At 38.1% G+C, this 19,234-nt stretch carries 17 protein-coding genes; 1 reads left to right on the top strand and 16 read right to left on the bottom strand.

Features of this window, described 5'->3' with window-relative positions:
* Nucleotides 1-2: 2 nt before the first annotated feature.
* From MHH95_RS07065 to MHH95_RS07005, 13 genes are all read right to left on the bottom strand, one after another.
* On the bottom strand, nucleotides 3-500 hold the full coding sequence (locus MHH95_RS07065) for a manganese efflux pump (protein WP_191700798.1): 498 nt from the start codon (nucleotides 498-500) through the stop codon (nucleotides 3-5).
* Between the two features lie 123 nt (nucleotides 501-623).
* On the bottom strand, nucleotides 624-1,658 hold the full coding sequence (locus MHH95_RS07060) for an L-threonylcarbamoyladenylate synthase (protein WP_340726929.1): 1,035 nt from the start codon (nucleotides 1,656-1,658) through the stop codon (nucleotides 624-626).
* 49 nt (nucleotides 1,659-1,707) lie between these two features.
* The gene (locus MHH95_RS07055) at nucleotides 1,708-2,304 is read right to left on the bottom strand and encodes a stage II sporulation protein R (RefSeq protein WP_340726928.1); all 597 of its coding nucleotides are present in this window, start codon (nucleotides 2,302-2,304) and stop codon (nucleotides 1,708-1,710) included.
* Nucleotides 2,305-2,348: 44 nt separating this feature from the next.
* Nucleotides 2,349-3,212, bottom strand: a complete 864-nt coding sequence (prmC, locus tag MHH95_RS07050; protein WP_340726927.1) for a peptide chain release factor N(5)-glutamine methyltransferase — start codon at nucleotides 3,210-3,212, stop codon at nucleotides 2,349-2,351.
* On the bottom strand, nucleotides 3,199-4,275 hold the full coding sequence (gene prfA, locus MHH95_RS07045; protein WP_191700794.1) for a peptide chain release factor 1: 1,077 nt from the start codon (nucleotides 4,273-4,275) through the stop codon (nucleotides 3,199-3,201). The genes prmC and prfA overlap by 14 nt, the downstream gene beginning before the upstream one ends.
* Before the next feature lie 455 nt (nucleotides 4,276-4,730).
* Complete coding sequence (locus MHH95_RS07040; protein ID WP_340726926.1) at nucleotides 4,731-5,303, bottom strand: thymidine kinase; 573 nt, start codon at nucleotides 5,301-5,303, stop codon at nucleotides 4,731-4,733.
* A 390-nt stretch (nucleotides 5,304-5,693) separates the two neighbouring features.
* Entirely contained in the window at nucleotides 5,694-5,894 is a 201-nt protein-coding gene (gene rpmE / locus MHH95_RS07035) for a 50S ribosomal protein L31 (RefSeq protein ID WP_191700793.1), read from the bottom strand.
* A 268-nt stretch (nucleotides 5,895-6,162) separates the two neighbouring features.
* Nucleotides 6,163-7,446 (bottom strand): transcription termination factor Rho, encoded by a 1,284-nt coding sequence (gene rho / locus MHH95_RS07030; protein ID WP_340726925.1) that lies wholly within the window; start codon nucleotides 7,444-7,446, stop codon nucleotides 6,163-6,165.
* A gap of 187 nt (nucleotides 7,447-7,633) precedes the next feature.
* Nucleotides 7,634-8,599, bottom strand: a complete 966-nt coding sequence (gene glpX, locus MHH95_RS07025; RefSeq protein ID WP_340726924.1) for a class II fructose-bisphosphatase — start codon at nucleotides 8,597-8,599, stop codon at nucleotides 7,634-7,636.
* A gap of 153 nt (nucleotides 8,600-8,752) precedes the next feature.
* Entirely contained in the window at nucleotides 8,753-10,030 is a 1,278-nt protein-coding gene (locus tag MHH95_RS07020; protein WP_340726923.1) for a UDP-N-acetylglucosamine 1-carboxyvinyltransferase, read from the bottom strand.
* A gap of 63 nt (nucleotides 10,031-10,093) precedes the next feature.
* Nucleotides 10,094-10,744 (bottom strand): fructose-6-phosphate aldolase, encoded by a 651-nt coding sequence (fsa, locus tag MHH95_RS07015; RefSeq protein ID WP_191700789.1) that lies wholly within the window; start codon nucleotides 10,742-10,744, stop codon nucleotides 10,094-10,096.
* 137 nt (nucleotides 10,745-10,881) lie between these two features.
* Nucleotides 10,882-11,736 (bottom strand): class II fructose-bisphosphate aldolase, encoded by an 855-nt coding sequence (locus MHH95_RS07010; protein WP_340726922.1) that lies wholly within the window; start codon nucleotides 11,734-11,736, stop codon nucleotides 10,882-10,884.
* Between the two features lie 186 nt (nucleotides 11,737-11,922).
* A complete protein-coding gene (locus MHH95_RS07005; protein WP_340726921.1) occupies nucleotides 11,923-12,300 on the bottom strand; it encodes a response regulator in 378 nt (125 codons plus the stop codon).
* Between the two features lie 131 nt (nucleotides 12,301-12,431).
* Here MHH95_RS07005 and MHH95_RS07000 point away from each other — a divergent pair, with 131 nt between their 5' ends.
* Entirely contained in the window at nucleotides 12,432-12,995 is a 564-nt protein-coding gene (locus tag MHH95_RS07000) for a DUF2529 family protein (protein ID WP_340726920.1), read from the top strand.
* Between the two features lie 117 nt (nucleotides 12,996-13,112).
* On the opposite strand, the gene MHH95_RS06995 is transcribed toward MHH95_RS07000, so the two are convergent.
* From MHH95_RS06995 to icmF, 3 genes are all read right to left on the bottom strand, one after another.
* Nucleotides 13,113-14,717: a CTP synthase gene (locus tag MHH95_RS06995; protein ID WP_339215113.1), complete on the bottom strand. Its 1,605-nt coding sequence runs from the start codon at nucleotides 14,715-14,717 to the stop codon at nucleotides 13,113-13,115.
* 239 nt (nucleotides 14,718-14,956) lie between these two features.
* Nucleotides 14,957-15,535, bottom strand: coding sequence for a DNA-directed RNA polymerase subunit delta (rpoE, locus tag MHH95_RS06990; protein WP_340726919.1), 579 nt, complete (start codon nucleotides 15,533-15,535; stop codon nucleotides 14,957-14,959).
* Between the two features lie 414 nt (nucleotides 15,536-15,949).
* Nucleotides 15,950-19,192 (bottom strand): fused isobutyryl-CoA mutase/GTPase IcmF, encoded by a 3,243-nt coding sequence (gene icmF, locus MHH95_RS06985; protein WP_340726918.1) that lies wholly within the window; start codon nucleotides 19,190-19,192, stop codon nucleotides 15,950-15,952.
* Nucleotides 19,193-19,234: the final 42 nt, after the last annotated feature.

Raw genomic sequence — 19,234 nt, 5'->3', positions numbered from 1 at the left:
ATCTACCATTTTAATAACATAATACTCATTACAATCAGTAATAATCCAGCAATTTTCTTTAATGCGTTATTTCTCAAAATAGTAGTTTTTTGCGCTACTACTAAAGCTGCATAAGACAATAAGAATGTGGATAACCCTGCACTGATAATAAAAACATATTTTTCTAAATTTAGCATACCAAAAGATAGGCTAACTGAAAAGGTATCAATACTCGCAAATATGGCAATAATCGGTAAAGATATGGCAGGGAAACTTTCATCTTTTTTTGACAGCAGTAATTGCAAACCTACAAAGAATAGTAATATTGTAGAAAGGCTTGTCGCCCAGTTATTTAAATACACGGCTATCCATTCCCCAAAACGGTATCCTATTAATGGGAAAATCATATGTAATAATGCCGTCCATAACGCTAATAACCACTTAGCTTTAACATTTGTAGCAATTAAATAAAGTGCAACGACATCAAACGACATTAATATCCCAGCAACCACTTCCTGCATTTTTTCCCCTCTTCCTCTATGCGCTGTTGTAATTTATGCTTTTCCAATTAAAAATATCCTACAGATTTACACACAACCAAAAAAACCACATCTACAAAATTTTGCAGAATGTGGTCATAAAGATTATTTAAGTGAAAACCAATTGCCGCCAGCTGCTTTTTCCAGGCGGTTCATAATTGCTGTCCCTACCCCGGATTTTGTTGTAGCCGTCGCTAAAATAATTGTTGCATCTGTTTTATCACAAGCGCGTAAAGCATCATACAAAGTTGCACTCATCTGTTCAAGATTATGTGCTTCACCAAAGGAAAAATAGTAATCTGCTTTTATATCTTTAAAGCTTTCCGGAGCCAATAGAGCAACTTTATGCACAGATTTTAATTGTTCGAGTGCATTTTCAATTGTTTCTTTATTTGCATCTATTAAATAAACAGGTGCATTTGGTGCATAATGAGTATATTTCATCCCCGGTGCTTTCGGTGTCGACTCAATCTTTTGCTGTTCAATGCTTGGCTCATCTACCGGACCGATTACTGCTTCTAGCATTTCTTTCGTTACTCCACCTGGACGTAAAATAACAGGCGTATCTAACGTAACATCGAGAACGGTTGATTCTACACCGATTCCTGTCATTCCACCATCTAAAATGCATGGGATAATACCTTGCAAATCTTCGAAAACATGATCCGCTTTTGTCGGGCTTGGCTTCCCACTGCGATTTGCACTTGGCGCTGCTAATGGTGCTTTTAAAGTTTGCAGCAGTTTGAGAGCAACCGGGTGATCAGGCATACGAATGCCTACTGTATCTAAACCTGCAGTTACGCTCGGTGCCAATATATTCGGTTTTGCATGCATAACAATTGTGAGTGGACCAGGCCAAAAAGCCTCCATGCATATTTTAGCAAGTTCAGGAATATATGATATATAGAGGGATATTTCTTCCGCAGTTCCAATATGTACAATAAGCGGATTATCGGAAGGACGACCTTTTGCATCAAATATTTTTTTCACTGCTTTCTCGTCTGTTGCCACTGCACCCAGCCCGTAAACTGTTTCGGTAGGAAATGCAACAACTTCCCCCTTTTTTAACAAATCCACAGCTTGTGTATAATTTTCTGAATTATCCACAAAATCATCCACAGGTAATTGTAAAGTTCGCATCATTTCATCCCCCTTTCTACAAGTATTTCAAAAGATTATCCACAATTTGTTAATAACTAACAGTTACCTGTGTATATTCTTTTATTTTCTGTTGATTACTTTTTTGTTTATTTTTCTTCCACCATTCGGAAATATAAAATGTTGGTCGTTCAGTTTTCGCTGGTTCATCCTTTTTACAAAGCGTTGGAAACACTGCACAGAACCAATTTTCTCCTCGGCCTTGTCCAATCACAAAATTGACAGAATAATATTTATTTTGTGGATAAAACTGACCTAAATACCATTTCGGCGGCATTAAGTTATCCCCAAATTTATATGAAACTTTTAATTGTGGGTAAGTTTTCTGAATTTCTTGATAAATCTTTTCCACACTGTGGATATCTTCTGAAAAATCTGATGTTTCCTGTATATAACCTTGAATTGTTTCTACTACCTCATACTTTACCAATTGATCAGCTTTCGTTGAGCTATTTGCAATCACACGGATTTTTAACTGCTCATCGCTTAGCGTCTGCCCTTCACGTACTCCCTCTACAAAATCAGGTACTATACAAGCTGCACTATATATAAACAACACACTTATTAGTAATTTAGCAACCGCTAAAAATAGATTGGATTCATTTTTAATATCGTAATCATGTAACATTTTCATTCCCCCTTGCAAAACATTGTTTACAAGGAATCTAGTTTTTATTCACTAATCTCACAAAAAATAATTCGATCTTTTTTATTTATATCTTTAACTACTGTTACATGGGCATTTGGGAAGCTCTTTTTGAAAAAGCCAGCTACAGCTTCTCCCTGTGTATAGCCAATTTCAAGTCCGATTAAGGCCGGAGTATTCATAATGGCCGGTAAATTTTCTGCTAGTTTACGATAAAGTAACAGTCCATTTTCCTCGGCAAACAATGCACTATGCGGTTCATGTGCTACTACTACATCCGACATATCCTTCATTTCATCAAATGCGATATAAGGAGGGTTGGATAATACGATATCCCACTTTTCATTGGCAATCGGTGTTGTTAAATCCCCCTGCTTAAATGTAATGTGTGCTTGGAGTTGCTCTGCATTTTTCTTTGCTGTTTCCAATGCGTCTTCTGAAATATCCGTTGCTGTTACATCAAGATTCGGGCATTCTTTTTTCATCGTAATAGCGATTGCTCCACTACCTGTTCCGATATCCGCAAATTTAAATTCTTTTTTTTCACCGAATAGCTTTTGTATCCGCTCTATTGTCCCAACAATCAATTCTTCCGTTTCAGGACGTGGAATTAAAACCGACTCATCCACATTGAAAGTTCTTCCATAAAATTCTTCTACACCTGTAATGTATTGTATAGGGCGTCCTTTAATATGCTCCTGCAAATAAACGTCAAATTGCTGCTGGTGTTCAACTGCTAACGGCTCATGCATTTTCATCATCAAGCCTGAATAATTTGTCTGTAAAATATGCTGCAATAGTAATCTTGCGGCATTTCCTTCGCGACCGTTTTCCTCTAAAAAAGAAGAAGCCCCATTCAGGGCCTCAAAAATAGTTTTATGCATCTTCATTTAAGTTGGCTAAGCGTGTTGCTTGCTCATCTAAAATAAGTGCATCAATAATTTCATCCAACTTACCTTCAACAATTTGATCAAGCTTTTGAATCGTTAAGCCAATTCGATGATCTGTTACACGGTTTTGTGGATAGTTGTAAGTACGGATACGCTCAGAACGGTCGCCTGTTCCTACTGCTGTCTTACGTGTTGCATCAATTTCTGCCTGTGCTTCTTGACGGTGTTTATCCGCTACACGAGCTACTAAAATTTTCATCGCTTTTTCACGGTTTTTAATTTGTGAACGCTCATCCTGCATCGAAACGACAACCCCAGTTGGTAAGTGGGTCATACGTACAGCGGACATCGTTGTATTTACTGACTGACCACCTGCACCTGATGAAGCGAATGTATCAACGCGAATATCCTTTTCATGAATTTCTACATCTTCTACATGTACTTCCGGTAAACAAGCAACTGTTGCAGTTGATGTATGAATACGGCCTTGTGATTCTGTAGCCGGAACACGTTGAACACGGTGTGCGCCGTTTTCATATTTGAATTTTGAATAAGCACCTTGACCGTTAATCATCAAGATTACTTCTTTATAGCCGCCTGCCGGATTTGGCGTTGCTTCCATAATATCCACTTTCCAGCCTTGTGTTTCTGCATAACGTGTATACATACGGAACAAGTCACCAGCAAAAATATTCGCCTCGTCACCGCCAGCAGCACCACGGATCTCCATAATTACGTTTTTCGAATCGTTCGGGTCTTTTGGAATTAATAAAATACGCAGACGTTCTTCCAAATCGGGAACTTGTTTATTTAAGTCGTTAAACTCTTCCTTCATCATTTCAAGCATTTCTGCATCTTTTTCTATTTCCATTAATTCGCGTGTATCAGCCAGTTGCTCTTTTACTGATTTGTATTCACGATATACGTCTACCATTTCCTGAATATCGGATTGCTCTTTTGAATACTCACGTAACTTGTTCGAATCACTTACGATATCTGGATCACTCAGTAATTCATTTAATCTTTCATATCGGTCCTCAACCGCCTGTAAACGATCAAACATTTGTATTTCACCTCTAAAAGTTATTTTATTTTATTTCCTCACATTACCACGTGTTGATTTCCATTCCGGGTCGGACGCTTTCCGCGGGCACGAGGCCAACACGATGTTGGTCACAAAAGCGTCGCCACAGGACGTGGCGTTCTTAGCTTTTGTTCCTTTTGCTCTCCCTCGTGCTCCTGCGATTACTCGTCGCAAATAGCCATTTGCTATTCCCGCAGGAGTCGCCTTCCCTCCATTCCAATCAACGGTCTTTAACATCTAGTTTTATCATCTTCATCTTTTAATGAAGCATCAAATTAATTTCTCGAGTCACGTTAAAATGCACCTTTACTAGTATAAAGAAATTTCACGGTTGTTGCTACCTCTACGGCGAACTTTATTGTTATCATTTACACCTTTGCATAAATACATTTAGGATTCCAGTTTTCTTTGAAATATATACTATATGCCTGAAGTTATAAAGGTGGGTTTGTATGACATTTACGACAAACGGGATAATAACTATCATTACCCCCAATTTGGATTTGATCACCTGTACGAACGGGTTTTTTATTTTCATCTACTCTTAAATTCATCGTCGCCTTTTTATGGCAGAACCAGCAAATTGTTTTCATTTCTTCAATTTTGTCAGCGTAAATCGTCATGTAACGGCTACCTTCAAACAGTTCGTTCTGGAAATCATTTTTTAAGCCGAATCCCATAACCGGTATATTCAACTCATCGACAATTTGAGTCAATTGTAGAACATGCTCTTTTGATAAAAATTGAACTTCATCAACGAGTACACAGTATAATTTTCCTTCATGATCTTTGACGATCTCATAAATATTTGTATCATTAAAAACGGCAATTGCCGGGCGTTTTAAACCAATTCGGCTTGATACCACTCCTACTTCATCACGTGTATCAATACCGGATGTAAATATAAGAACTGACTTATTTTGTTCTTCATAATTGTGGGCAACTTTTAAAATTTCAATCGATTTTCCACTGTTCATTGCACCATGTTTATAAAATAATTGAGCCATTATAATTCCTCGTTTCTCCACGTAATTACAGACAAAAACCTTGAGTAATTACTCAAGGTTTTACTTTTTATTTTTCTTCTTTTATCTTAGCTATTTTTTCACGATTCGTCTATTGCAAACGATGCTGTACTTTAAGAAAACTTGTGTGAAAGACTTCTACTATAACTAAATTTTTGCTAAAATAATTTTATTTTTTCTAATAAAACCCGTGTCTTCTAATAAAGTATGTATATTTTCTAATATACGTTTTCCGTTTTCGAATATACTTTTCATGCTTTCTAATAACCATTAAAAGTATTCTAATAACTTCACAATATGTTCTAATATAATTATTTGCTTAATATAAAAATCAAAAACCCATCTCCAACAACGTGGAAATGGGTTAAGGTATTATTTCATACCATATTTTTTGTTGAACTTATCAACACGTCCGTCAGCAGAAGCGAACTTTTGACGACCTGTGTAGAATGGGTGACATTCGTTACAGAACTCGATTGAGATCTTTTCTTTAACTGAACCTGTTTCAAAAGAATTACCACAAGAGCAAGTTACTGTTGCTACTTTGTAATCTGGGTGGATACCTTGTTTCATATTCGTTTTCTCCTCTCGCCCTGAACCATCCGGAACAGAGTATTTTCGAACTGCACCTTACATAGCCCGAATATGTCACTACATACGTAATGTGTGGAGGTCAGCTATATATGTGCACGTTTCATACTTAAAGAATTATAGCAACAATTAAAATAGGTTGCAACTATTTTTAATTATTTTATAAAAAGCATTAGAATACAATTCGTTACCTTCACATGGGGGTTAATTTAAAATAACTTATAGCTTTCAGCAATTACTTGATGAAAGATTACAATAACCCTTTACCGTTCGTTGCTTTTTTCATATCTGTATCAAGCTTTTCGAAAAATTCTTCATTTGATTTCGTTGTGCGTATTTTGCGTAAAAACTTCTCGCCGAAATCATGAGAGTCACTAAATGTTTTACGGATTGCCCATAACTTATCCAACTGATCTTTCGGTATAAGAAGCTCTTCTTTACGTGTACCTGAACGGCGAATATCTAGTGCTGGGAATATACGGCGCTCTGCCAAGCTGCGGTCTAGGTGTAACTCCAAGTTACCCGTTCCTTTAAACTCTTCGTAAATTACTTCATCCATACGGCTTCCTGTATCGACAAGAGCAGTAGCCAAAATTGTTAAACTACCACCCTCTTCAATATTACGAGCCGAACCGAAGAAACGTTTTGGACGATGGAATGCTGCTGGGTCAATACCACCTGAAAGTGTACGACCGCTTGGCGGAATAACTAAGTTGTAAGCACGTGCTAAACGTGTAATTGAGTCCATTAAAATAATGACATCACGCTTATGTTCCACTAAACGACGAGCACGTTCTAGTACGATTTCCGCTACTTTTACATGGTTTTCTGGCACTTCATCAAAGGTAGAAGAAACAACATCAGCATTTACTGAACGCTCGATATCCGTTACTTCCTCTGGACGCTCATCAATTAATAATACGATAAGTTCCGCTTCAGGATGATTTGTCGTAATAGCATTGGCAATTTCCTTTAATAAAGATGTTTTACCTGCTTTTGGCGGTGCTACAATTAAACCACGTTGACCAAAACCAACAGGAGCTACTAAATCCATAATTCGTGTTGAAAGTTTTGTAGGTACTGTTTCCAATTTAATATGACGATCCGGGTAAAGTGGCGTTAATGCAGGGAAATGCACTCGCTCTTTAGCTACTTCAGGGTCTTCGCCATTTACTGCATCAACTTGCAATAGTCCATAATAGCGTTCGTTTTCTTTTGGCGGACGAACTTTTCCAGATACTTTATCTCCATTTCGTAAATCAAAACGACGAATTTGTGAAGCTGAAATATAAATGTCCTCTTTCGAAGGAGAATAGTTAATCGGGCGTAAAAATCCGAAGCCATCTGTAGGAATGATTTCTAAAACGCCTTCCATGAAAAAGAAGCCTTCCTGTTCAGAGCGTGATTTTAAAATCGCAAAAATAAGTTCCTTTTTATTTAGCTTACTAGCATTCATAACTTTAAATTGCTTCGCTAAAGCATATAATTCTTTTAATGTCATGCTTTCTAATTGAGCAATGGTTAATGCTGTCATAGGTTTTCTCCAGTCTATTAATAATTTTAAATTTTTGGGCTTTTACATGTAGAAAATTTAGGAATGCGCGTTGGAAGAAGATTCACTTATTTGAAAGATGCCCGGCTATTATACCGGGCATTAATTATATAATATCGTAAATTAAATGAAAATGGGATTTTCTATGTTAATTACAATATATGAGAAGTTAGAGTTGACCGTACTTTGGTTTTTTGGCAATGCTGTGACGCCCTTCGATAAAGCGTACTGTGCCAGATTTTGCGCGCATAACAACAGAATGTGTCAGTGCATATGAACCTTTATATTGAACACCACGTAAAAGTTCTGAGTCAGTTACAGCAGTCGCTGCAAAAATCGCATCGTCTCCCTTAACTAAATCATCCAACATTAATACTTTATCAACATCGATGCCCATTTTTTTGCAACGTTCTAGTTGTTCTTCATCTTCCGGAACTAGTTTAGCTTGGAAATCGCCACCTAAACATTTTAATGCAACTGCTGCGATAACACCTTCTGGAGCGCCACCCATACCAAACATAATGTCGATACCTGTTTCGTCAAAAGCTGTATTAATTGCAGCAGCTACATCGCCATCTTGGATAAATTTAATTCGAGCGCCTGTCTCACGGATTTCATCAACAATATGCTGATGACGATCACGATCTAAAAGAGTTGCTACAACATCAGAAATATCCTTATTTTTTGCCTTCGCTACTTGCAGTAGGTTATAAGTAACAGATGCATTAATATCAACTTTACCTGCTGCTTCTGGACCTACTGCAATTTTATCCATATACATATCCGGTGCGTTTAAAAGATTCCCGCGGTCTGCAATAGCTAGTACTGTCATCGCGCCATTTGTTCCTTTTGCTACGATATTCGTACCTTCTAATGGATCCACTGCAATATCAACTTCAGGTCCGCCATTTCGAAGCCCTAATTCTTCACCGATATAAAGCATCGGTGCTTCATCCATTTCTCCTTCACCAATTACAACTGTCGCATGCATTGGGATTGTATCAAACATAACACGCATTGCTGTTGTTGCTGCGTCATCTGCTTCAATTTTAAGTCCGCGCCCCATCCATTTCGCTGATGCAATCGCTGCTGCTTCTGTTACACGTACTACTTCCATTGATAAACTACGTTCCATTTTGTGTTTGCCTCCTGTAATCGGTTAAAGCCGATTTTAACAGCATTAAAAAACCGCTGTTTTGAAATTGTATATTTCACTGACTATTTTTTTCACAGTTAATTTTAACATATTCTAAAGGTGCGTGAATTTGCTCATCAATTATGGCAAATTTTATGCTTTATTATTCATTTTAATGACAGATGGCTCTTTGCGGATATTCGCACCTAACGCACATAATTTTTCAATTAATGAACTATACCCGCGTTCGATATGATGAATCTCATGGATTTCAGTCTCGCCTTTTGCAATTAAACCAGCTAAAACTAATGCCGCACCTGCACGTAGATCAGTTGCTGTTACAGCCGATCCTTCTAAAGAGGCAGGTCCTTGTATGATTGCGGTATTCCCTTCTACTCGTGCTTTTGCACTCATACGACGTAATTCATCGATATGTTTGAAGCGTGCTGAATAAATAGTATCCGTAATCATCGAAGCGCCTTCTGCCTGGGTCATTAATACCGATAAAGGCTGCTGTACATCAGTTGGAAACCCTGGATATACAAGAGTTTTAACATCAACAGCCTGTAAGTTCGTTTGCTTTGGAATGTACAAGCTTTCTTCGTTTTCTTCCACGATTACGCCCATTTCCCGAAGCTTCGCTGTCACTGCCTCTAAATGTAGTGGAATAACATTGTCGATTACTACGCCATCACCAATCGCCGCTGCCATTATCATAAATGTTGCAGCTTCAATTCGATCCGGAATAATCGTATGTTTCGTTCCTTTTAGCTCATCGACACCTTCAATACGTATAACACTTGTTCCAGCACCTTTAATATTTGCGCCCATATTTGTCAAAAGTGTTGCAACATCAATAATTTCAGGCTCTTTAGCAGCGTTTTCAATAGTTGTTTTACCTTTTGCCCGCACTGCTGCTAGCATAATATTGATTGTTGCACCTACACTTGCCACGTCTAAATAAATTTTTGCACCGATCAGTTCATCTGCACGCAAATAAATTGCACCGTGCTCATTCGTCACTTTTGCACCTAAAGCTTCAAATCCTTTAATATGCTGATCAATTGGACGCGGGCCTAAAAAACAGCCTCCTGGCAAACCAATTACGGCTTGCTTAAAACGTCCTAACATAGCACCCATCATATAGTAAGATGCCCGTAATTTTTTTACATTGCCATTCGGCAGAGGCATTGCTACCATTTTCGATGGGTCGATTATCATCTTCCCATCTTCAAATGTTACTTCCCCACCGATTTCTTCAAGTAGTGCTTTTAATGTCCACGCATCCGAAATCTCCGGAATTCCTCCAATTGTTACGGAAGAATCCGCCAAAATTGATGCAGGAATTAAAGCAACTGCACTATTTTTTGCACCACTAACAGTAATTTTCCCTTTTAGTCGACGTCCGCCTTGAATTTTAAATACATCCATTTTGTGTTCTCCCTTTAATTGGACAAATTTCACAATGAACCAGATTGCTGTGAAGTATTCTTATTATTTCCCTTCACGCTTTGCCCAATCCGCTAAAAATCCTTCAATTCCTTTGGCTGTTAATGGATGGTTAAACAGTTGCTGTAAAACTTTGTATGGCGTAGTTGCAATATGTGCACCTGCCAATGCAGCTTGCGTAATATGTTGTGGATGACGAATAGAAGCAGCAATTATTTCAGTATCAATCTCATGGATTGCAAACATTTCAGCAATTTCACGAATTAATTCAACACCGTCTTGACCAATATCATCTAAACGTCCTAAAAATGGAGATACATATGATGCGCCAGCACGAGCGGCCATTAATGCTTGGTTTGCAGAGAAAATTAATGTCACATTTGTTTTAATCCCTTTTTCAGAGAAGTGTTTACATGCTTTTAAACCATCTGGAGTCATCGGCAGTTTTACTGTAATGTTTGGGTGAATTGCCGCTAATTCTTCCCCTTCACGAATCATTCCTTCAGCGTCTAAAGAGATTACCTCACCTGACACCGATCCGTTTACTAATTCCGCGATTTCACGTAAGCGATCATGGAAGTTTACACCTGATTCTTTCGCTACTAATGATGGGTTCGTTGTTACACCTGAAAGAATGCCCCAAGAGTATGCTTCTTTAATCTCGTCAAAGTTTGCTGTATCAATAAAAAATTTCATTATATGTCCTCCGATTTATGTGTACTTAGAAAAACACATCCCGCCCAGTTGTGAACGAGATGCTTGAAGTTGAAAACAAGTGTTCACAAAGAAATGTGCTCTACTATGCGCATTTCTTTTGTGGAATCATTTATTTGTTAAGCTTTCCCCGAGCTACCGAATTCACGCATTTTTCCGATTACTGTTGCTTTAATCGCTTCACGAGCCGGGCCTAAATATTTTCGTGGGTCATATGTTTTCTTGTCGCCATCCAAAAATTCACGGATTACTTTAGTCGCCGCGATTTGGTTTTCTGTATTTACGTTAATTTTAGCTGTACCTAACGAGATAGAACGTTGAATATCCTTTGTTGGAATTCCAGTACCACCATGTAAAACTAAAGGTACATCCGTTAGTGTAGAGATTTCTTCCATTTCAGTGAATCCTAAGTTTGGCTCCCCTTTATAAGGACCGTGTACTGAACCTAGTGCTGGTGCTAGGCAATCTATTCCTGTAGCTTCCACTAAAGCTTGGCACTCTTGTGGGTTAGCATACATAATACCACCGATAACTCCATCTTCCTCGCCACCTACTGTACCCAATTCAGCTTCTACAGAAACACCTTTTGCATGGGCATATTCAACAACAGATTTTGTTGTTTCTACATTTTCTTCATATGGATGATGGGAAGCGTCAATCATAACAGAAGTAAAGCCAGCATCGATTGCTTCTTTACATTTATCGAAGCTCGAACCATGGTCTAAATGAATGGCAACTGGAACTGTTGTTTTATAGCTTTCCATTAAGCCCTCAACCATTTTTACAACAGCAATGAAACCGCCCATATATTTACCGGCACCTTCTGAAACACCTAAAATTACTGGTGATTTTTCTTCTTCTGCTGCCTGTAGAATAGCTTGTGTCCACTCTAAGTTGTTAATATTAAACTGACCTACTGCATAACTTTCTGCTTTTGCTTTAATTAACATTTCTTTCATTGAAACTAACGGCATTATTAAAATCCTCCTCGAAGATACATAAATAGTTTGCTACTAGAAAAACATAGTTTGTGCAATATGCTTTTTTTAAGTATTTTTTCTATTGTCAATTCTATGCAAATTCACAAGAATTGATATAAACATTCAGATTAATCATAACAAAAACAGACAGTATGCGCTACTGCCTGCTCACCGGTTCCTTTATATTTTTTCGTGGATTGTTAATATTTTTTTGACTTCATCCCGTATTTCAAATATATTGAATGGTTTAGAGAAGTACTTTGTCACGCCAAGTTCTGTTGCGGTATCAATCATATGCTGTTCAACATACGCTGTCATCATTATTACCGGTAAATCGGGATTTTCACTTTTTAAATGCGCTAAAATCTCCAATCCATCCATTCCAGGAATTTTCATATCCAGTAAAACGCAATCTATTGCATTTTCCTTTGCTATTTTTAATGCATCGTAACCATTTGCAGCCAGATGTGTGATAAAACCTTCTTTTTTAAATAATTCATCTAACAGCAACCTTATCCCTCTTTGATCATCTACGATTAATATTTCCCTCATAGTCATTCCCCATTTACGATAATGATTTTATATTACTAAGAATTCAATTTTTATCTTTATTTTCCTTCTTTTACAATAAGTATATATGATTTTGCTTTTTCTTGAGCACAATTTTATAATAGCTTTGAGGTGGAATTATGTCTAAAATTTTAACTACACAATTAACAGGGCTATTTCAGCGCATTCAACAGTCCGAAGAAGAACCAATTGAGGAAACAGCCCGTTTATTGGCACAGGCGGCAATCGGGCAAGGAACTATTTACTTTGCTGCTTTTGGTGAAATGGACGCTGTCGCAATCCATGCAGAGCTTGGTGCAAGTCCTTTTGCAAAATTTGCACGTTATACGGATGAGGTAGAGCTGTTACCTGCCGATCGTCTTATTATTTTTACGCAGCATGCAACGGATGAACAAGCGTTAAAGCTGGCGCAAAAAATGCATGATGACTTTATTCCCTTTGCAGCTGTGGCAAGTGAGGTTGCTGAGACTGGCAATCAATTAAGCGAGCTTGCCTATACGTATATTTCGTTGAAAGTACGTGGCGGAATTTTACCCCATCCAACTAAACTTGGTGAGCGAATTGTGTTCCCTCATTTAATGGCTGCTTTATATATTTATGAGGCGATTAAAATGGAATTTGATGAAATGCTGGTCGATGATGACGAAAATGACGAAGAGGAATCTATCTCTCCATTTGCTTAAATCGCAAACGATTCTTATTACGTATTACAACGTAATGGGGGTCGTTTTTTATTTGGGTTTTCAGCTCTTCAAAAATTAAAGCGTGCCCCATTTAAAATAGGACACGCTCCTGAAACGTTATTTTCGGTTGTTAAACGCAGCTCCAACAAACTCACGGAATAGTGGCTGTGGGCGTTGTGGGCGAGAAATTAATTCTGGGTGGAATTGACCTGCAACAAAGAATTTTTTCTCTGGTAATTCAATAATTTCTACTAACTTATTATCAGGTGATACGCCTGAGAATACCAAACCTTCCGCTTCCATTGCTTCACGGAATTCATTGTTGAACTCGTAGCGGTGACGGTGACGCTCATACACTAATTCTTCACCATTGTATGCAGCGCGTGCACGTGACCCTTCTTTTAATTTACATGGATATAGTCCAAGACGTAACGTACCGCCTAAATCGATCTCCTCAGATTGATCTGGCAGGAAGTCAATGATTGGGTACTTCGTGTTTTTATCTAATTCTGTTGAATGTGCACCATCTAATCCCATTACATTACGCGCAAATTCAACCGTAGCCATTTGCATACCTAAACAAATACCGAAGAATGGAATGTCATTTTCACGTGCATAGCGAATGGATTCGATTTTCCCTTCAACACCACGGTCGCCGAAACCACCTGGTACTAAAATACCGTCTGCTTGTCCTAATAATTGCTCCACGTTTTCAGCTGTAATATTCTCAGCATTAATCCAGTCAATTTCGATATCCGAATTGTAAACATAACCTGCATGCTTTAATGCTTCTACTACTGAAATATACGCATCCTGAAGCTCTACATATTTACCAACTAATGCGATGCGTGTTTTATGTTCTAAGTTTTTCACTAAATGTACAAGGTCTTTCCAATCTTCCATATTTGCCTGTGGTGCGCTAATGCGGAAATGGTCAAGAACGATTTGGTCGAATCCTTGTGCATGTAAGTTTAATGGTACTTCATATAAATGTTCGGCATCGCGCGATTCGATAATATCAGAAGATTGCACGTCACAGAATAGCGCAATTTTCTCTTTCATATCCTGAGGTACCGGCTGTTCAGTACGTAAAACGATAATGTTTGGCTGAATACCTAATGAACGCAACTCTTTTACAGAGTGCTGTGTTGGCTTTGTCTTCATTTCTCCTGCTGCTGCGATGTAAGGCATTAGTGTACAGTGGATATACATAACATTTTCATGACCTAGGTCACGACGCATTTGACGAATTGCTTCAAGGAAAGAAAGGGATTCGAAGTCACCTACTGTACCGCCAATTTCCGTAATTACCACATCCGCCGAAGTTTCACGGCCTGCACGTTGAATACGGTCTTTAATTTCATTTGTTACATGAGGAATTACTTGAACTGTACCACCGTTGTAGTCACCACGGCGCTCTTTATTCAATACAGACTGATATACTTTACCAGAAGTTACTGTTGAGTGTTTTCCTAAATTAATGTCAATGAAACGCTCATAGTGTCCTAAGTCTAAATCCGCCTCTGCGCCATCATCAGTAACGAAAACTTCACCGTGCTGGTAAGGGCTCATTGTACCTGGATCGATGTTTAAATACGGATCAAACTTTTGAATTGTTACTTCCAATCCACGGTTTTTTAATAAACGACCTAAAGAAGCAGCTACAATTCCTTTACCAAGAGATGATACTACCCCACCTGTTACGAATATATACTTTGTCATATAATAAATTCCTCCTTCTTTCTAAAACAAATTAGAAAAACACCCGGTTACTTACTTAAAGCAAGTGAATGTTTTTCTAATATACATATAAAAAAATAAAAAACGCTCCTCCTGCATCAGTTTGCAGGGGGAGCGTATTACTTATACGGTCAATCTCCTTTTTAAAGGAGCCCAAGTAAAAGATTATACGTAACTGAAAAAGAAGTCAAGTACTTTCAATTTTTCGATTGAAACGCTACTTATTTTAAATCTTCTTCGTCTTCCAGTTCTTCATCCAATTCCTCTTCGTCGTCATCCTCGATAATAAATGTATCATCTTCATCGATTAGCTCTTCATCAATGTCCGCGTCGATTTCCTCGATGTCTTCTTCTACAAAGTCGATGTCTTCTTCCACTTCATCTTCATCGTCTTCGTCGTCTACGAATTCATCGTAATCTTCCTCGAATAATACATCTTCTTCTTCAAGTTCAAGTACTTCGTCATCTTCGTCATCCGCGACTTTAGCTTTCTTTTTACGCGTCTTAATAGTCGGTGCAGTTTCTTCTTCGATTGTTTCTACTTTATACCATTCACGTAAACCCCAACCATTTTCCTGGTTTAATAAGAAACGACCTTCTACATTTAAGTCTGTATAAAATTGCACTAAACGAGATTTCAAGTCTTCATCGGAAATTCCATTTAATTCTTGGATACCTTTTAATAATTCATTTAAAGGCATTGCTTGTTTTTTTTCTTCTAGTAGTGCGTATGCTAAGTCGATTAATGACTCTTCTGCTAATTGTTCATCTGTCATACCACGAAAGTTCAAATCGTGCACGTCCTTTCTTATCTTACATATCTATTTATCCAGAGGCACTATGTTCATTCAACCACTCTCAAACACCAGCCGAATGAAGATAAGCATAATACCCATTATATACAAACATGCCATCACTATGCTAGTTTCATTTCTTGTTTTTTAAATTTGTTGCTTTTTTATATGCTACATAAAATAAAATGAATGATAATATCAGCAAAGGGACTGCTGCTAATTGCTGATTGTATAAAAAGAAGGTTGCGATCAGGCATGCTAATATCAAAATGTAATGTAAATATTGCTGCACAATGCCGCACCTTCTTCCTTTAAAATATCATGTGTTTACTAGTATAACGAAATTTACTGTCTACGTGGTATGCCAAATTAATTTATTTGCAAATTTTGCAAAATATTAGTGATTTTTTGCTTTTTCTATTACATATTGCGTCGGTATTGACCTCCAACTTCATAAAGAGCTTGTGTAATTTGCCCTAAGCTTGCTACTTTTACAGTTTCCATAAGCTCTTCGAAAATATTGCCACCCGTTTTTGCAACTTCCTTTAACTTATTAAGTGCTTCAGTGCAAGTATGTGCATTGGCACCTTTAAAACTTTCTAAATTAGCAATTTGTAAATCCTTTTCTTCTTTTGAGGCACGTGCAATCTCCATATTATTGATCGTATCCTCAGAAGGTGGATTTGGATTCAGGTACGTATTTACGCCAATAATCGGCAGTTGCCCTGAATGCTTTAAATGCTCGTAATACATTGATTCTTCCTGAATTTTCCCACGTTGATACTGTGTTTCCATCGCACCGAGCACACCGCCGCGATCATTCATGCGATCAAATTCCTCAAGCACTGCCTGTTCCACCAATTGTGTAAGCTCCTCGATAATGAAAGCGCCTTGTAAAGGGTTCTCATTTTTCGATAAACCATGCTCTTTTGTAATAATCATTTGAATCGCCATTGCACGACGAACCGATTCTTCTGTCGGAGTAGTTATAGCCTCATCATATGCATTTGTATGCAATGAATTACAGTTATCCTGTAACGCCATTAATGCCTGTAATGTCGTACGAATATCATTAAAATCGATTTCTTGTGCGTGTAGACTTCGACCCGATGTTTGAATATGATACTTCAGCTTTTGGGAGCGTTCATTTGCTCCATACTTTTCACGCATAACTACTGCCCAAATACGACGCGCTACACGGCCAATTACAGTATATTCAGGGTCCAGTCCATTCGAGAAGAAAAAGCTTAAGTTCGGTGCAAAATCGTCAATATTCATACCACGACTCAAATAATATTCTACATAGGTAAAGCCATTTGCGAGTGTAAATGCCAGTTGTGAAATTGGATTTGCTCCTGCTTCGGCAATATGATAACCCGAAATCGAAACAGAATAGTAATTGCGGACTTTATGATCGATGAAATATTGTTGAATATCCCCCATCATACGAAGTGCAAATTCTGTTGAGAAGATGCATGTGTTTTGCCCTTGATCTTCTTTTAATATATCCGCTTGTACAGTACCGCGCACAACTTGCAATGTTTGTTCTCTTGTTTCCGTAAATTCTTCCATAGTTAATGTACGACCAAGCTCTTGTTCGCGCTTACGGACTTGTTGATCTATTGCTGTATTCATAAACATCGCCAAAATAATCGGTGCCGGTCCATTTATAGTCATCGAAACAGACGTTGAAGGTGCACATAAATCAAAGCCTGCATACAGCTTCTTCATATCATCAAGTGTACATATGCTTACTCCTGATTCGCCAACTTTCCCGTAAATATCCGGGCGTGTATGAGGGTCCTCCCCATATAGAGTTACTGAGTCAAATGCAGTTGATAGGCGCTTTGCATCATCATCCTTCGATAAATAATGGAACCGTTTATTTGTACGTTCTGGTGTTCCTTCTCCAGCAAATTGACGTTTCGGATCTTCTCCTTCACGTTTGAACGGAAACACGCCCGCTGTATAAGGGAATTCCCCTGGTACATTTTCTTTATACACCCAGCGTAAAATTTCACCGTAATCCTTAAAGCCTGGCAATGCTACTTTTGGAATTTTCAAGCCCGCTAAAGACTCTGTTCGTAAAATGGTTTTAATTTCTTTATCGCGTACTTTAGTAATTAACTCATCACCCGCATACGCTTCTTTTAATGTTTGCCAATTTTTTAAAATACGCTTTGATTCTGCTGTTAGTTCATTTTGTACCCCTTCCAATAAAGAATCAATCGACAAAATCAATGCTGTTTCATTTTCGTTCAGCAACGCTTTTGTTCCTTCGAGCTGATACCATTTTGTTGCGAGGTTCGCCTGTTGTTCTGCATGTTTATGATAGTTACGTACTGTTTCTGATATTTCGCGTAAATAGTAGCGGCGATCATTTGGAATAACAATGTTTTGCTTTTGTGTTTTCACAAATTGCTCATAGGAAGTTTCCCAATTGTAGCCGAACTTTTCATTGATTTTGGATACGAGTGCAGCAAACAATGAATTCGTTCCTAAATCGTTAAATTGTGAGGCGATTGTTCCGAAAACCGGCATTTGCTCAATTGGCTCATCCCAAAGCTCACGTGAACGCTGGAATTGTTTTTGCACTTGGCGTAGTGCATCTTCAGAGCCTTTTCGCTCAAATTTATTGATTGCGATTAAGTCAGCAAAATCTATCATATCGATTTTTTCGAGCTGCGTTGGCGCCCCAAACTCACTTGTCATTACATACATTGAAAGATCTGTATATTTTGTGATTTCTGCGTCCCCTTGCCCAATACCGCTTGTTTCGACAAGAACTAAGTCAAATCCTGCTGCACGTACTACATCGAGTACATCGCCAATTGAGCTTGATAATTCTGTATGCGAGCCACGTGTTGCCAAACTACGCATATAAACTCGATTATTAAAGATGGCATTCATACGAATACGGTCACCAAGCAATGCACCGCCTGTTTTTTGCTTCGTTGGATCGACTGATATAATAGCGAGCTTTTTATCCGGAAACTCTTGCAGGAAACGTCGGATTAATTCATCCGTTAATGAAGATTTCCCTGCTCCACCAGTACCGGTAATTCCAATAACCGGTGTGTTTAAATTCTTGCTACGTACAAGCTGTAGCATATTTTGAATCTCTTCTCCATCGCCGTTTTCGGCAGCTGTTATTAAATTCGCCAAAATTTCCGGTGTATCTGTCGAAAGCTTTTCTAAAAGCTCTTTATAATTCCCTTTTAATGTAGAAAAGTCCGCGCCTTCTAACTTTTTATTAATCATTCCTTGTAAGCCTAATTGACGACCATCCTCCGGCGAGAAAATGCCGGCAATCCCATACTCATGGAGCTCTTTAATTTCACGTGGTAAAATAACTCCCCCACCACCGCCAAAAATCTTAATATGCGGCGCACCTTTTTCACGAAGTAGGTCATACATATATTTAAAATATTCCATATGTCCACCTTGGTATGATGATATCGCTATCCCTTGTGCGTCTTCCTGTATAGCAGCGTTAACAACTTCCTCTACTGAACGGTTGTGACCTAAGTGAATTACTTCTGCACCACTTGATTGTAAAATTCGGCGCATAATATTAATCGAAGCATCATGACCATCAAAAAGACTAGATGCTGTAACGAAGCGAATATGATTTTTTGGTTTGTATACTTCAATTTTCCCCATTTTATTACCCCTTTGTTATAGTGAAATAATGAAAAAACACCA

Origin of the sequence: Solibacillus sp. FSL K6-4121, from assembly GCF_038002585.1 — a bacterium.
Classification (GTDB): domain Bacteria; phylum Bacillota; class Bacilli; order Bacillales_A; family Planococcaceae; genus Solibacillus; species Solibacillus faecavium.
The sequence above is the reverse complement of the archived record's forward strand: the minus strand, read 5'-3'. Positions and strand labels throughout refer to the sequence as shown.

Excerpts from the sequence above, each read along its gene's own strand:
- MHH95_RS07005 (WP_340726921.1), bottom strand. The coding sequence starts at position 12,300 with ATGACTATGAGGGAAATATTAATCGTAGATGATCAAAGAGGGATAAGG.
- MHH95_RS07055 (WP_340726928.1), bottom strand. The coding sequence starts at position 2,304 with ATGTTACATGATTACGATATTAAAAATGAATCCAATCTATTTTTAGCG.
- MHH95_RS07020 (WP_340726923.1), bottom strand. The coding sequence starts at position 10,030 with ATGGATGTATTTAAAATTCAAGGCGGACGTCGACTAAAAGGGAAAATT.
- MHH95_RS07000 (WP_340726920.1), top strand. The coding sequence starts at position 12,432 with ATGTCTAAAATTTTAACTACACAATTAACAGGGCTATTTCAGCGCATT.
- glpX (WP_340726924.1), bottom strand. The coding sequence starts at position 8,599 with ATGGAACGTAGTTTATCAATGGAAGTAGTACGTGTAACAGAAGCAGCA.
- rho (WP_340726925.1), bottom strand. The coding sequence starts at position 7,446 with ATGACAGCATTAACCATTGCTCAATTAGAAAGCATGACATTAAAAGAA.
- MHH95_RS07010 (WP_340726922.1), bottom strand. The coding sequence starts at position 11,736 with ATGCCGTTAGTTTCAATGAAAGAAATGTTAATTAAAGCAAAAGCAGAA.
- icmF (WP_340726918.1), bottom strand. The coding sequence starts at position 19,192 with ATGGGGAAAATTGAAGTATACAAACCAAAAAATCATATTCGCTTCGTT.
- MHH95_RS06995 (WP_339215113.1), bottom strand. The coding sequence starts at position 14,717 with ATGACAAAGTATATATTCGTAACAGGTGGGGTAGTATCATCTCTTGGT.
- MHH95_RS07060 (WP_340726929.1), bottom strand. The coding sequence starts at position 1,658 with ATGCGAACTTTACAATTACCTGTGGATGATTTTGTGGATAATTCAGAA.
- rpmE (WP_191700793.1), bottom strand. The coding sequence starts at position 5,894 with ATGAAACAAGGTATCCACCCAGATTACAAAGTAGCAACAGTAACTTGC.
- MHH95_RS07065 (WP_191700798.1), bottom strand. The coding sequence starts at position 500 with ATGCAGGAAGTGGTTGCTGGGATATTAATGTCGTTTGATGTCGTTGCA.
- prfA (WP_191700794.1), bottom strand. The coding sequence starts at position 4,275 with ATGTTTGATCGTTTACAGGCGGTTGAGGACCGATATGAAAGATTAAAT.
- fsa (WP_191700789.1), bottom strand. The coding sequence starts at position 10,744 with ATGAAATTTTTTATTGATACAGCAAACTTTGACGAGATTAAAGAAGCA.
- prmC (WP_340726927.1), bottom strand. The coding sequence starts at position 3,212 with ATGAAGATGCATAAAACTATTTTTGAGGCCCTGAATGGGGCTTCTTCT.
- MHH95_RS07040 (WP_340726926.1), bottom strand. The coding sequence starts at position 5,303 with ATGGCTCAATTATTTTATAAACATGGTGCAATGAACAGTGGAAAATCG.